Raw genomic sequence first — 14229 nt, 5'->3', positions numbered from 1 at the left:
TGCGTAAATATTGTCGAATTTATGATCTGGAGCAGTTTGGCAAGTGCATCGGCTTGTGTATGCTCCGTCGACGTTTCGGGCCCATGCTCATCATTATAAGAACAAGAACATTGCCTATGACCCTCAGCACCGACCTGTCGGGCCCCACAGTGGAGCCTCGGGTTATCCGCAAGCAGTACGCAATGGAAATGGCGGTCGAACGCACGCGACTGCTTTACCAGGGGTCGCTGCTGCCCACGTTGTTCATGTTAATCAATGGTCTGGTCTGTGCCGGTTTGCTCTGGAGCCCACAGCGCTATTTCCTGGTCAGCATCTGGCTGGTGTGGCTGTTGTCGCTGGTGGCGTTGCGGGTAATTCAAGTGGCGGCCTTCGATTCGGCGATTCCAGACCGGCAGGCACATCCGATTTGGTGGCGTATGTTTTTGCTGGGCTCTGGCCTCACCGGCCTGACCCTGGCCGGGGCCGGCATTGCGTTGGTGCCCGCCGACAACTTCATGCAGCAAGCGTGGGTGTTCGGCCTGATCGGCGCTGCCGCCCTTTCCGCCAGCGTTGCGTACGCCGTCAGCCTGCCAGCATTCCTGTCCTTTACCTTGCCCTGCCTGTTGCCGGCCATCGCCTATCTATTTTGGGGCGGTGATAAACAGGATCAGGGCTGGGGTTGGTTCGGGTTGATTTTATTGGGCGCGTTGAGCGTGATCGCCTGGCAGGTCAATCGGCTGATCGACAGCGGGTTGCTGCGCCGCTTCCAGAATCAGGCGCTGATCGAGCACTTGCAGCAAGCGCAAAGCCGCAGCGATCAACTCAATCACGAACTGGCCAAGGAAATCGACCAGCGCCGCTGCGCCGAAGACCGATTGCGTGAAGCCCAGGTCGAGCTGGAAAACCGTGTGGCCCAGCGTAGCCTGGAGCTGGACGCCGCGAACCAGGCCCTGAGCAAGAGTGAAGCGCGCCTGGCGTTGGCGCTGAAGGCCAGCGAGCTCGGTCTGTGGGACTGGAATCTGCAAACCGACGAAGTCCATCACACGCAGATTCAGGAATTGTTCGGCCTGGCGCCGGAGTATGTAACGGCCATGCTGCGCCATCTCAAGCCGCGCCTGCACCCGGAAGACCTGCCGGTGTTGAAGCACACACTGGTCGAGCATTTGAAAGGCCGCACCGAGGATTACCAGATCGAGTACCGCGTGCGGCATGGCGACGGTCATTGGGTATGGATCGAAGACCGTGGCCGGGCCGTCGAGCGCAGTAAAAGCGGCCGGGTGATCCGCATGGTCGGCACCCGTCGCGACATCAGCGCAACCAAAGGTCAGGAAGAGCAGCGCCAACTGGCGGCGACGGTGTTCGAAGCCGCCAGCGAAGGCATCATGATTTTCGATCCGAATTACGCCTTGATCGCTGTGAATCAGGCGTTCAGCCGCCTCACCGGTTATGACATCGGCGACATGCTGGGGCGCAATGTTGTCGAACTCCCGTGCAGTCGCGATGCTCGCCGGCACTACGGCGCGATTCATCAGGCGCTGGAGCAGCACGGGACGTGGCAAGGCGAGTTGGTGGAGACCCGGAAAAACGGCGAACTCTATCCGCAGTGGCTGCAACTGAACGCAGTGCGCGATTCGCGGGGAAATGTGAGTCATATCGTCGGCTTCTTCGCCGATCTGTCGGCCCGCCGCGAATCCGAAGAACGCATGCGCTATCTGACTCACTACGACGAATTGACGGGCCTGGCGAACCGCTCGCTGTTCCGGGAACGGCTGCACGAAGCCCATCAACGGGTGCGTCAGGGCGGACGTAGCCTGGCACTGCTGCACATCAATCTGGACCGCTTCAAACTACTCAATGACAGCCTGGGGCATGACGTCGCCGACCAATTGCTGCAGAAAATGTCCCGGCGCCTGGTCAACGCGTTGCCAGAGGCTGACACGATCGCCAGGCTTTCCGGCGACGAATTTGCGGTGCTGTTCGATGCTTACGGCAACTTGTCCAGCCTGGCGCGAGTGGCGACGCGTTTGTCGACCAAACTGCGGTTGCCCGTCACCATTGATGGCCATGAGTTGGTGGTGAGTGCGTCCATGGGCATCAGCATGCTGCCGGACAACGCACGGGAAATATCCGCGTTGGTCAGTCAGTCGAACATGGCCATGCAGCACGCCAAGCACTTGGGCGGAGACAACTTCCAGTTCTATACCGAAAGCCTGCAAGCCAGCACCCTTGAGCGCTTGCAGCTTGAAAACCAGCTGCGCAAAGCCATCGACGAAAAGCAGCTGAAGGTCTTTTACCAACCCAAACTCTGCCTTGCCACGGGGCGCTTGAATGCCGCTGAAGCGTTGGTTCGCTGGGATCACCCGACCATGGGCCGGGTACCGCCGGGAGACTTTATCGGCCTGGCCGAGGAAACCGGCCTGATCGGTCCGATCGGCGAATTCGTCTTGCGTCAGGCCTGTTGGCAAGCCTGCGAGTGGCAGCGGCAGGGTCTGGACCCGATTCGCGTGTCGGTCAATCTGTCAGTGCATCAATTGCGCCAGGGCAAGCTGGTCAGCCTGGTGCGTCAAGTGTTGGAAGAAACCGGCCTGGCGCCGCACTACCTGGAACTCGAACTTACTGAAAGCCAGTTGCTGGACAGCGTCGAGCACATCATCGCGACCTTCCAGCAACTGCGAAATCTGGGCGTGAAGCTGGCGATTGATGATTTCGGCACCGGGTATTCGTCCCTGAGCTACCTCAAACGCATCCCGGTGGACTACGTGAAGATCGATCAGGCGTTTATCCGCGGCCTGGGGGAGGGCAGCGAGGATGCGGCGATTACCCGGGCGATCATTGCGATGGCGCACGGTTTGTCGCTCAAAGTGGTGGCCGAAGGCGTGGAGCGGCAGGAACAGTTGGAGTTTCTGAAAACCGAGCACTGCGATGAAGTGCAAGGTTATCTGATCAGTCGCCCAGTCGAGGCCGACGACCTGGCTACGCTTTTACGCAACGACACAAATTCCCAGTAGCAGCTCCGAAACTCGGGCCACAGTGCTACATGGAACGCATGTCGCGTGGAATGGGGGGCATCGAGTTACGCATTGAGCAGGCAAAAAGCCAATTCTTGTAGTATAACTACAAGCTTGCTACATCCCCGGCACCTGCCAATAACAAAGAGTCCAGCCCTTTGAATCTGCTGCAACACATCGCCCAGTCACGCCACCTCTTACGCAAGTCGGAGCTCAAGGTCGCAGACCACGTGCTGCTTGATCCTGCGGCGGTGATGCACAGTTCCATGGCCGACCTGGCCCACAGCGTTGGCATCAGCGAGCCGACCATCGTGCGCTTTTGCCGCGCCATCGGTTGCTCCGGGTTCCAGGACTTGAAACTGAAGCTGGCGCAGAGTCTGGCGGCCGGTGCGAGCTTCGGCCAGTTCGCGATCCATGAAGACGACTCCGTCGCGGACTACAGCCTGAAAATTTTCGACACCACCCTGCACACCTTGATGGAGGTTCGCGAGAAACTCGATCCGGTGGAGTTGCAGCGTGCGGTCACGCTCATGTCCCAGGCCCAGCGTGTCGAGTTCTATGGCTTTGGCGCATCGGGTGCAGTGGCGGCGGATGCCCAGCACAAGTTCTTCCGTTTGCTGCTGACAGCGGCGGCGTATTCCGACCCGCATATGCAGGCGATGTCGGCAGTGACGTTGAAGCCCTCGGACGTGGCGATCTGTATTTCCCAGTCGGGGCGCTCCAAAGACCTGCTGATCACGGCCAACATCGTGCGTGAAAGTGGCGCCTCGCTCATCACCTTGTGCCCGAGCCAGACACCGTTGGCTGAGCTGTCGACCGTCAACCTGGCGATCGATGTGCACGAAGACACCGAAATCTATACGCCGCTGACCTCGCGTATCGCTCACCTGGTGGTGATCGATGTGTTGGCGATGGGCGTGGCCATGGCGCGCGGGCCGAGCCTGGTCAATCACCTCAAGAGCGTCAAGCGCAGCCTTCGCAGCTTGCGGCTGTCACCCAAGTCGGTGAAAGCGCTGGACGACTGACGTCGTCGTAAGGTCGTTCCGACCTTAATCGCGAGCAAGCTCGCTCCCACAGGTTTTGTGGTGGGCTCGCGCTTTGTGCAACGCCGTCGATCCATTGTGGGAGCGAGCTTGCTCGCGATGGCGTCCTCGAATCCTGCGCACCAAACCTTCAATGTTCACGCCTCTGTAACGTGCGAGCCGCCAAACCGTCATCCCCCGCGCCTATCTTGAAACTCCCGTAATCGCCTTGGGAGACTCGAAATGGCCCAGCCCTACGAAGAACGCAACAGCGCTGCCAAAACTCGCCGTCAGCAAGAAGATCAACGCCGCATGGAATTTCGCCGCGCGATCGAAGATCGCTGCGAGCGCCGCCAGTTGCTGGCTGAGATTGGTGATTTTCCTGAGCTGGAGCTCAACTACTGGCAGGCCGCGCCGACAGCTTCCCGTCGAAACGCTCAACCAGGGCGCTGATCTGTATCCGCTCGCTGCGGATAAACGCAAGGAATGCGTGCGCCACCGGTGACAGCCGTTTGGCCTTGGCCTGCACCAGGCACCAACTGCGGTACAGCGGCAGCTCTTCGACCGGCAACTCAATCAGTCCGCCGGTCGCCAACTCAAGGTTCAGGGCGTGACGCGTCAACAGCGCTACGCCCAGACCCGCCAACACACATTCACGCTGGGCTTCGGCTGACGAGACTTCCTGGGTCTGGTTGAAGTGCACGCGCTTTTCCTTGAAATACTCTTCGCACGCCAGTCGCGTTCCGGAACCGGGTTCGCGCAGCAAGAGGGTGTAAGGCTCAAGGTCCTGCAGGCGTAGAGGCCCCATGTGGCTGAGCGGATGATCCGGTGGCGCCACGGCCACGATCGGATTGTTGAGGAAGGGCAGAAACTCCAGCCCCATGTCCTGGGGCACCATGGACATGATCACCAGGTCGTCGCGGTTATCGGACAGTCGACGAATCACCTGTCCTCGGTTGACCACTGTCAGTTGCAGATTCACTTCTGGATGCTGGCGCTTGAACGCGGCAAACAGGTGCGGGACGAAATACTTGGCGCTGGATTCCACCGCCAGCTTCAACTGCCCTTGAAGAGATCCCTGCATGTCCGAGAGTTGCATGTCGAGGTTTTCCAGGCGCCCGAAAATGTCCCGGCTGGCACGTTGGAGTGCTTCGGCGGCCTCGGTCATGTAGAGTTTTTTGCCGACATAATCGAACAAGGGCTGACCAATCAGCTCCTCAAGTTGCCGAATCTGTAGGCTGACGGCCGGTTGTGTGAGTGACATTTCGTCGGCTGCTCGGCTGTAGGACCTCAGGTCGCAGACTTCATTGAAAATCTGCAACTGACGCAATGTCATACGCATCAAGGACTTACGCATATCTAAGAACTCTCGCCAAAGGCTAATGCCTTAACTATAAGTCTTTACTTATGCCTAACCCAATTATTAATCATTTTTGTTAATCCCTTGTGGGGGCTAGTGTGGGGCCGCGACTGAATTGAAACATTTGGTCACGCGTCGACCTGGTCTAGCAGGTCGTGGGTACCACAGGCTCAAGGGAACCTCCAAAAGTGATAAAAAAGATCCTGATCGCCAACCGTGGTGAGATTGCCGTACGAATCGTACGTGCCTGCGCCGAGATGGGCATTCGCTCGGTCGCGATCTATTCAGACGCCGACCGTCATGCCTTGCATGTGAAGCGTGCGGATGAGGCCCACAGCATTGGTGCCGAGCCATTGGCCGGCTACCTGAATGCGCGAAAATTGGTGAACCTGGCCGTGGAAACCGGTTGTGATGCGTTGCATCCCGGTTACGGCTTCCTCTCGGAAAACGCTGAACTGGCCGATATCTGCGCAGAGCGCGGCATCAAGTTCATTGGTCCATCGGCTGAAGTCATACGCCGCATGGGCGACAAGACAGAAGCCCGCCGCAGCATGATCAAGGCCGGCGTGCCGGTTACGCCTGGCACCGAAGGCAACGTCGCGGACATCGCCGAAGCTTTGGTCGAAGGCGACCGTATTGGTTACCCGGTGATGCTCAAGGCAACCTCCGGTGGTGGTGGTCGTGGTATCCGTCGCTGCGACAGCCGCGAAGAACTTGAACAAGCCTTCCCGCGCGTGATCTCTGAAGCCACCAAGGCCTTCGGTTCGGCGGAAGTGTTCCTGGAAAAATGCATCGTCAATCCAAAGCACATCGAAGCGCAGATTCTCGGCGACAGCTTCGGCAACGTGGTTCACCTGTTCGAGCGCGACTGTTCGATCCAGCGTCGTAACCAGAAGCTGATCGAGATCGCCCCGAGCCCGCAGCTGACCCCTGAACAGCGCGCCTACATCGGCGACCTGTCGGTGCGTGCAGCCAAGGCCGTGGGTTACGAGAACGCCGGCACCGTGGAGTTCCTGCTCGCCGAGGGCGAGGTGTACTTCATGGAAATGAACACCCGGGTGCAGGTGGAACACACCATCACCGAAGAAATCACCGGCATCGATATCGTGCGTGAGCAGATCCGCATCGCATCGGGCCTGCCGCTTTCGGTGAAACAGGAAGACATCCAGCACCGCGGTTTCGCGCTGCAGTTCCGGATCAACGCCGAAGACCCGAAAAACAACTTCCTGCCGAGCTTCGGCAAGATTACCCGTTACTACGCACCCGGCGGCCCCGGTGTGCGTACCGACACGGCGATCTACACCGGTTACACCATTCCGCCGTTCTACGACTCCATGTGCCTGAAACTGGTGGTGTGGGCGTTGACCTGGGAAGAAGCGATGGACCGTGGCTTGCGTGCCCTGGACGACATGCGTCTGCAAGGGGTCAAGACCACCGCCGCGTACTACCAGGAAATCCTGCGTAACCCGGAATTCCGTAGCGGCCAGTTCAATACCAGCTTCGTTGAAAGCCATCCTGAACTGACCAACTACTCGATCAAGCGCAAACCCGAAGAGCTGGCCCTGGCCATCGCCGCCGCCATCGCCGCCCACGCAGGCCTGTGAGGAATATAACAATGACTAAGAAGATTCACGTAACCGACACCATCCTGCGCGACGCCCACCAATCGCTGCTCGCCACCCGCATGCGCACCGAAGACATGCTGCCGATCTGCGACAAGCTCGACAAAGTCGGCTACTGGTCGCTGGAATGCTGGGGCGGCGCGACCTTCGACGCCTGCGTACGCTTTCTGAAAGAAGACCCGTGGGAGCGTCTGCGCCAGCTGCGCGCGGCACTGCCTAACACTCGTCTGCAAATGCTCCTGCGTGGCCAGAACCTGCTGGGCTACCGCCACTACAGCGACGACGTGGTCAAAGCCTTCGTCGCCAAAGCCGCGGTCAACGGTATCGACGTGTTCCGTATCTTCGATGCAATGAACGACGTGCGTAACCTGCGCGTGGCCATCGAAGCGGTGAAAGCGTCGGGCAAACACGCTCAAGGCACCATCGCTTACACCACCAGCCCAGTGCACACCATCGAGGCGTTCGTGGCGCAAGCCAAGCAAATGGAAGCCATGGGTTGCGACTCGGTGGCGATCAAGGACATGGCCGGCCTGCTAACACCGTACGCGACCGGTGAGCTGGTCAAGGCATTGAAATCCGAGCAGTCGCTGCCAGTGTTCATCCACTCGCACGACACGGCCGGTCTGGCCGCGATGTGCCAAATGAAGGCCATCGAAAACGGTGCCGACCACATCGACACCGCGATCTCCAGCTTCGCCTGGGGCACCAGCCACCCTGGCACCGAATCGATGGTCGCCGCCCTTAAAGGCAGCGAGTTCGATACCGGCCTGAACCTGGAGCTGCTGCAAGAGATCGGTCTGTACTTCTACGCCGTGCGCAAGAAGTACCACCAGTTCGAAAGTGAGTTCACCGCCGTCGACACCCGCGTTCAAGTCAACCAGGTACCGGGCGGGATGATTTCCAACCTGGCCAACCAGTTGAAAGAGCAGGGCGCGCTGAATCGGATGAGCGAAGTGCTGGCTGAAATCCCGCGCGTTCGCGAAGACCTCGGCTTCCCGCCGCTGGTAACGCCGACCTCGCAAATCGTCGGCACCCAGGCGTTCTTCAACGTGCTGGCTGGCGAGCGCTACAAAACCATCACCAACGAAGTGAAGCTCTATCTGCAAGGCGGCTACGGCAAGGCGCCGGGCACTGTTAACGAACAACTGCGTCGCCAGGCAATCGGTAGCGAAGAAGTGATCGACGTTCGTCCAGCCGATCTGCTAAAGCCGGAAATGACCAAACTGCGTGCTGAAATTGGCGCCGTAGCCAAATCCGAAGAAGACGTGCTGACCTACGCCATGTTCCCGGACATCGGTCGCAAGTTCCTCGAAGAACGCGCCGCCGGCACCCTGACCCCTGAAGTGCTGCTACCGATTCCTGAAGCCGGTCGCGTGGCCTCGGCCGGTGGCGAAGGCGTGCCGACCGAGTTCGTCATCGACGTTCACGGCGAGACCTACCGCGTCGACATCACCGGTGTCGGCGTCAAGGCAGAAGGCAAGCGTCACTTCTACCTGTCCATCGACGGCATGCCGGAAGAAGTGGTGTTCGAGCCGCTCAACGAATTCGTCGGCGGCGGCAGCAGCAAGCGCAAGCAAGCCACTGCGCCGGGCCACGTCAGCACCACCATGCCGGGCAACATCGTCGATGTGCTGGTCAAGGAAGGCGACACCGTGAAAGCCGGCCAGGCCGTGCTGATCACCGAAGCGATGAAGATGGAAACCGAAGTCCAATCGGCCATCGCTGGCAAAGTCACCGCCATTCACGTGGCCAAGGGCGACCGGGTCAATCCGGGCGAAATCCTGATCGAAATCGAAGGCTGATTTAACAGCCTCGATTGACCGCTTTAAACCTCGGGGGGGCATGTGCTCCCCTTTTTTTTCGCCGCTAATTTGTGGTGGTCAGAAATTCATCCGCCATTGGCCGGTGACACCATGGCTTCGACTGTCGGTGCCCATCTCGCCGTTAACGCCGACACCCAGCGTATGTCTTGCTGATAATCCAAGGTCCAGTCCTGCATCGACTGCCAGGTTGTTACGGTCCAGCGGCGCACCGGAAACGGTGTAGTTTCTACCGCCCGTTGCCAGTCGTTGACGGGTATCGCTGGCGACATCACCGTAGGTGTGTTTCCAGCTGGCACTGAATCGCGGCGTCAGTTGCATGCCGTTATTCAGCACATTGAGTTTTGCCAGGCGCAGGCCGAACGTGCTGCTCACATTGTTCTGGGTCTGGCCCTGAACTTTCAGCGCCGCTGCGCCACCTTTTTCCGTGTAGCTGTCGCGCTGATAGCGTTCGTAGCCAAGGCTGGCGAACGGTTCGATGCTGACGTTGGCACGCCCCACGTTGTACCCCACTTCAGCGAAGGCTTGCTGGGTGTTGGCGTTGTAACGGCCTTCCGGGCGGTCGCTGAAACCTTTGAAGGCCACCCGGCGTTTGGTATTGCCGTCGTGATTGCCATAGGTCGCGCCCAATCGCAGCGACATGGGGCCGTTCTGGCGCAGGGCATAGGCGCCCAGGTACCAGCTGTCGAGATCGCCATCGAGGTCGCGGCTATCGAGGCGTGTTTCGGATTTGCCACCCATCATCCCGATACGCCATTCATCATCGATGCCCCAATCGGCGCCCAGGACCAAGCCTTGGGTGGCGTGTTTCAAGGGGTCAACGTCACGATCCAGTGTTCCGCCATGACCTAACGCTTGAAGCCAGACCCTGCCGTTGTCTTCGCTGCCAGCCGCCAACCGTGGAGCGTTGTTGCGGTTTCTGCCGGTGTTGTAGTTGCTCGCGCTGTCCAGTTGGCGCATGGCCGAGAGCATGGTTATGCTCACGGGGTTGGCGCTGGAGAGCGTTGCCTTGGCGAGATTGGCGGTGGTGCCGCCGGCCAGTTGCTCGATGGCATGGGATGCGGTTGTTTTGTCGCTGGCCAGCAGGGCCACGACTGCGGTGTTTGTAGGGCTGGATGCCGTTGAGGTCGAAGGTGATTCATTGGCAGTAACGGGGGAGGCGTTTACAGGCGGTGCCTGAGTTAGCTCAACGCCCCTCGGCTCCTTAACGCTTGCTCCAAATTCCCGTCCGTTGTCCGAGGTCGCGACGCTATCGATAGGCACATCGTTTCGGGTCAAGACCAAGTCGACTTTCTTTTCATCGTATTCGACATGGGGCGTCAAAAAGGCAAGGTTGTTGATCACATTGCCAAATTGGCCTTCGATTTTATCGGCCACAAGAATGCTGTTTGCGCTGACTAACGGGTAGTCACCGGGTGCTGCAGTTATGTTCAGCGTGGCGCCACCGAGCGTGGCGGTGCCATTGACCAATATCGTTTCACTTTTGCGATCAGCGTGGACTTCGTAGACCAGTTCGGCAGTACTGGAAAGCTTCAGGTCACCATTAACTTTTGGGGCTCCGTGCACCTCACCCACCAAAAACGTTCCGTTTACCTCCAGCGAACCCGTGCGACCACTGCCCGCAAATACTCCTTTTTCGTGAATAAAGACGTCGCCTTCGATCGTACCCGGGTTGTTCAGGATGCCACTTGATTGCACCGTCACTGCGCCGCCAATCCTGCCATTGTTGACGAGCGTGCCTTGGGTCAATGCATCTCCCAGGACGTCACCGTTATTTACCAGCGTCGCTTTGGGGCGCACCAAGGCGCCGGAGTTGAAGTCACCATCGGCACCATTCAATGTCCAGGTGCCACGCTTGAGCTCAAGTCCTTCAAAACGTCGACTGTCGCCTAACGTGCCACCGCTCGCCGTATCCAGTTGCAGAAAATTGGTGCCGCCACCGCCGTCAACAAAGCCGGTGATGCTCCCACGGCCGGATACGATGACCAGATCATTGTCGTCACTGAAGATTCGATCGATACCGTCCGCTGTTTTGCCGATGGTGACCTTATTGGTGTCAGGGGCACTGATGAACACATCAAGCGCTGCCAAGACCTGATCCGGCGTTTCAAGCGCGGGGGCCGTGTTTTCGACAGGACTTTGTTGGGCAAAAACTTCAGTGCAACCCAGCGCAAGTGCGATGGCCAGCGCCAAGTGATGGGGTCGGTATTTGTGCTGAACAGACATTGAATTTAGCCTTCATGAAAAGAAGACCAAACTCTATGGAGAGCGCCTGGATACCGATGTCAGCCGCTTCCGGCGGGTATGCAGGCGGCGTCAGATAGATCGGTAGAAAATTACCCACCGTTGGAATTCGGCAATTTTTAGCCGTTTGAAATGAAGACCTTTCTTACAGCTAATCGAGACGTGGCTGGCTTTCGCAATGTAGAAACTTATCCGCCACGGTCCTATCAGCCCATGATTACGGCTTGCCATAGCCGCCGATGGCTTACAGCCAGAGTCGGCCTGGCGCATTTTTGGTCATTGAGGTTGCGTGCTTCGGATGGCATGCCGGAGGGTTTTTTACAGAATGATGTATGCAGTTGAAATCTGCATTATTCTGCGGTTTTTAACCATCCGCCGTCCTTTATGCGCAATTTAATGCATTTTACAAAGTGCTTTTGAGAAGTTGAATGCACTTTGCAGTTGAGTCGATCTACTCTCTGGCACAAATAACCACGCCCGGTAGCCTGATGGACCACATGGACGTCATCCGGATGCTTGCCGGACTCTGGCGTGATGCTGGGCAGATGGACCAAATCCCGAATCTCGTGGCTGACTATCTGCGACGTGATCTGCTCAATAAAATCCTTGGTAACTCAGATAACCACGGGCGCAAAACCGCGATCATTCGCGACACCACCTCGTTCCGCTTGGCACCTATCTATGCCTGGCACCGATGGCAATGGACGACGAGGGTGTCACACGAACCACCAAGTGGCCAAAAGAGTTGGAGAGAGCGGGTGATGTTGATTGGCGAGGAGTATGTCGAGCACTGGCTGACATCGCCGATCCGAATGATCCGCTGGCCGCATTGAGTGACCTGTCGGAACCCTTCGCACGATTGCGCGAGGATGCCAAACGCCTGGCGGCACTCCCCGATATTTTGACTGCCAGTGGCTTGCCCGACGCGACAATGAATCACCCGGCGATTGCCTTGAAAAATCTGGAGCAGCGTTTGAAAGAGTGGGACCTGACATGAGCATGACCGTTGCAGAGCGCGCCGTGCTCATCGAAAGTATTCAAGAAGGGTTGGCTCAAGGCACTCTTGAAATAGGCGAGGCGGTTCGTCGATTACGGGTAGAAGTCACAGGCCTGCACCAGACTCAATGTGCAAAAATGTGCAAAATCTCAGTGCGCACGCTGGTGCATATCGAACATGGGGAAGGGAATCAAACGCTGAAATCGCTGAATGCAGTGTTTCGTCCATTTGGGCTGAAGATGGGCGTCGTGCGGATTCGGCGCGATTTGAGCTGATACTTACGCACATCAAAAGCTTCGCGGGCTAGCGTGCCCGCGAAGGCGTTCTGGCAGACACGAGGATTACGCGCGGCACTCCACCAACGTTTTCAGTTGCCCCGAATCCGTCTGGTTTTCATCGCTCAACCAGCGCTCGAACCCGGCGCCAATCGCCGGCCATTCCGAGTCCAGAATCGAATACCAGGCGGTATCCCGGTTCTGTCCTTTCACCACCATGTGCTGGCGGAAGACCCCCTCAAAACTGAACCCCAATCGCTCGGCGGCGTACTTCGAGCGGGTATTGCCGTTGTTGCATTTCCACTCCAGGCGTCGGTATCCCAGTGCAAACGACTCCTTGGCCAGCAGGTAAATCGCCTCGGTACTTTTCGGCGAGCGCTGCATGGGGGCGCCGAAGGTCACGTGGCCGATTTCGATGCGTCCTTGCGCCGGGACGATCGACATCAGGCTGAGAATGCCCTGCACCTCACCGCTGGCACGGTCGATCACGCTGAAGAAATACGGATCGCTATGGGCCGCATGGTTGTTCAGCCAATCGTTGAACACGCTCCGTTCCGGGAACGGTCCGTAGGGCAAATAGTCCCAGAGCTTCGGGTCGGCACCGGGGCCTTGCAAGGCCTTGAACAAACCCTCGGCATGACGCGCCGGGTCGAGTTTTTCCAGGCGAATGAAGCGCCCTTCGAGAGCTTTAACGGTGGGCGCCGGGACGCCTTTCCAGTCTGCGAGTGAAGTCGACATGGTGTTCTCCTTGAACCTTAAAGGGCTTTGCGAAACTGAATGAAACCGGGGCGCTCGGCGATGCGCTCGTAGAGCTGGATCGCGGTGGCGTTGGTTTCGTGTGTCAGCCAGTGGACTTTGCAGCAACCGTCCACTTTGGCAGTGGCGTAGACGAATTCAATGAGCTGGCGGCCGACCCCGGTGCCACGGGTTTCAGGCGACACCAGCAAGTCTTGCAGGTAGCAGGAGTTTTCGATGCTCCAGTTCGAGCGATGGTAGATGAAATGCACCATGCCGACGGCTTTGCCATCGGCCCAGGCCAGTGCGGCGTGGGTCGGTTCGCTCGGGTCAAGCAAGCGCTGCCAAGTGCTGTCAGTGACCGCCTCGGGTAACTCGGTGTTATAGAAACGCAGGTAGGCTTGCCACAGCGGCAGCCAGGCGGCGTGATCGTCGGCGCTGACCTGGCGGATTTCAATCTGGCTCATGTTTATTCCTTAACGCATCAAGTGGGCGAGGGCCTGGTCGTGTACATCAGGGCTGGCGGTGAGCCCCTCGCGCACACCGGCAATGTCTTCAGGGCTGCGGTTCTGGCTGAGTTTGCGTTTGCCTTCCAGGCGCTGGATCGGCAGGGCAAACCCGACAATGGCTTTGAGCATGCCGTCGATGTAATCAGCGGGGGCGTCGGCGACTTTCCAGGGCTGCGCGCGGCTGGCTTCGTGGCGATCGGTCAGCGCGCTGACCAGGTCGAGCAGGCGATCCGTATCGCTGAACACTTCGGCGGTACCGTAAGCATGCACGGCGACGTAGTTCCAGGTCGGCACGACTTTGCCGTGTTCGGCTTTGGCCGGATAAAACCCGGGGCTGACATACGCATCGGCACCGGCAAAAATCACCAGGGCTTCAGCGTCGTCCTGCAATGCCTTCCACTGTGGATTGGCCCGGGCGAAGTGGCCGTAGAGGGTGCCGTTCGGGCCTTGGTCAGGTTTGAACAACAGCGGCAGATGACTGGCTTGCAGGCCTTGCTCGCCGTGGGTAACCACCATGGCGAGGCGGGTGCCGAGGATCTGCTGGCGCAGTTCATCCAAATCTTTGATGGCAAAGCTGCTGGGGTTGTACATGGAAAAATTCCTTGGCGAATGTCTCCATCCTAGGCAGGCTATTGGTCTGTTGTAAGAGCCATTACCG

Annotated in this window: 11 protein-coding genes and 1 pseudogene; 7 read left to right on the top strand and 5 right to left on the bottom strand. The window is 58.5% G+C overall.

From position 1 onward, the window contains the following. The first annotated feature begins 116 nt into the window (after nucleotides 1-116). The 3 genes from AB4N76_RS13730 (at nucleotide 117) to AB4N76_RS13720 (ending at nucleotide 4462) form a co-directional block, all read left to right on the top strand. A complete protein-coding gene (locus tag AB4N76_RS13730) occupies nucleotides 117-2987 on the top strand; it encodes an EAL domain-containing protein (protein ID WP_460164559.1) in 2871 nt (956 codons plus the stop codon). Between the two features lie 158 nt (nucleotides 2988-3145). Continuing rightward, nucleotides 3146-4012, top strand: coding sequence for a transcriptional regulator HexR (gene hexR, locus AB4N76_RS13725; RefSeq protein ID WP_077430999.1), 867 nt, complete (start codon nucleotides 3146-3148; stop codon nucleotides 4010-4012). Between the two features lie 240 nt (nucleotides 4013-4252). After that, nucleotides 4253-4462 (top strand): PA3496 family putative envelope integrity protein, encoded by a 210-nt coding sequence (locus AB4N76_RS13720; RefSeq protein WP_077431000.1) that lies wholly within the window; start codon nucleotides 4253-4255, stop codon nucleotides 4460-4462. Here the strand turns inward: AB4N76_RS13720 and AB4N76_RS13715 are convergent. Further along, nucleotides 4404-5366, bottom strand: a complete 963-nt coding sequence (locus AB4N76_RS13715; protein WP_046030800.1) for a LysR family transcriptional regulator — start codon at nucleotides 5364-5366, stop codon at nucleotides 4404-4406. The genes AB4N76_RS13720 and AB4N76_RS13715 overlap by 59 nt on opposite strands. Nucleotides 5367-5557: 191 nt before the next feature. Here AB4N76_RS13715 and AB4N76_RS13710 point away from each other — a divergent pair, with 191 nt between their 5' ends. Continuing rightward, complete coding sequence (locus tag AB4N76_RS13710; RefSeq protein ID WP_046030798.1) at nucleotides 5558-6973, top strand: acetyl-CoA carboxylase biotin carboxylase subunit; 1416 nt, start codon at nucleotides 5558-5560, stop codon at nucleotides 6971-6973. Between the two features lie 11 nt (nucleotides 6974-6984). Continuing rightward, nucleotides 6985-8793 carry a sodium-extruding oxaloacetate decarboxylase subunit alpha gene (gene oadA, locus AB4N76_RS13705; protein WP_077431001.1) on the top strand — a complete coding sequence of 603 codons (1809 nt, stop codon included), beginning with the start codon at nucleotides 6985-6987 and terminating at the stop codon, nucleotides 8791-8793. 78 nt (nucleotides 8794-8871) lie between these two features. Here oadA and AB4N76_RS13700 read toward each other — a convergent pair whose 3' ends face one another. Then, nucleotides 8872-11037, bottom strand: a complete 2166-nt coding sequence (locus AB4N76_RS13700) for an autotransporter family protein (RefSeq protein ID WP_460164558.1) — start codon at nucleotides 11035-11037, stop codon at nucleotides 8872-8874. Nucleotides 11038-11489: 452 nt separating this feature from the next. On the opposite strand from AB4N76_RS13700, the pseudogene AB4N76_RS13695 reads away from it, so the two are divergent. Together AB4N76_RS13695 and AB4N76_RS13690 are read left to right on the top strand one after the other, a co-directional pair. Continuing rightward, nucleotides 11490-12052 (top strand): annotated as a pseudogene (locus AB4N76_RS13695) (HipA domain-containing protein); the annotation flags it as partial. Beyond that, on the top strand, nucleotides 12049-12327 hold the full coding sequence (locus AB4N76_RS13690) for a helix-turn-helix domain-containing protein (protein WP_460164557.1): 279 nt from the start codon (nucleotides 12049-12051) through the stop codon (nucleotides 12325-12327). The pseudogene AB4N76_RS13695 and the gene AB4N76_RS13690, both read left to right, overlap by 4 nt. A gap of 66 nt (nucleotides 12328-12393) precedes the next feature. Here AB4N76_RS13690 and AB4N76_RS13685 read toward each other — a convergent pair whose 3' ends face one another. Genes AB4N76_RS13685 through AB4N76_RS13675 form a run of 3 tightly spaced genes read right to left on the bottom strand, consistent with a single transcriptional unit; the run spans nucleotide 12394 to nucleotide 14162 of the window. Further along, complete coding sequence (locus AB4N76_RS13685; protein WP_460164556.1) at nucleotides 12394-13065, bottom strand: GNAT family N-acetyltransferase; 672 nt, start codon at nucleotides 13063-13065, stop codon at nucleotides 12394-12396. Nucleotides 13066-13082: 17 nt separating this feature from the next. After that, nucleotides 13083-13529: an N-acetyltransferase family protein gene (locus tag AB4N76_RS13680; RefSeq protein ID WP_460164555.1), complete on the bottom strand. Its 447-nt coding sequence runs from the start codon at nucleotides 13527-13529 to the stop codon at nucleotides 13083-13085. 9 nt (nucleotides 13530-13538) lie between these two features. Beyond that, nucleotides 13539-14162 carry an FMN-binding negative transcriptional regulator gene (locus AB4N76_RS13675; RefSeq protein WP_077431003.1) on the bottom strand — a complete coding sequence of 208 codons (624 nt, stop codon included), beginning with the start codon at nucleotides 14160-14162 and terminating at the stop codon, nucleotides 13539-13541. Between the last annotated feature and the right edge of the window lie 67 nt (nucleotides 14163-14229).

Source organism: Pseudomonas sp. S2_F03 (assembly GCF_054668335.1).
The sequence above is the reverse complement of the archived record's forward strand: the minus strand, read 5'-3'. Positions and strand labels throughout refer to the sequence as shown.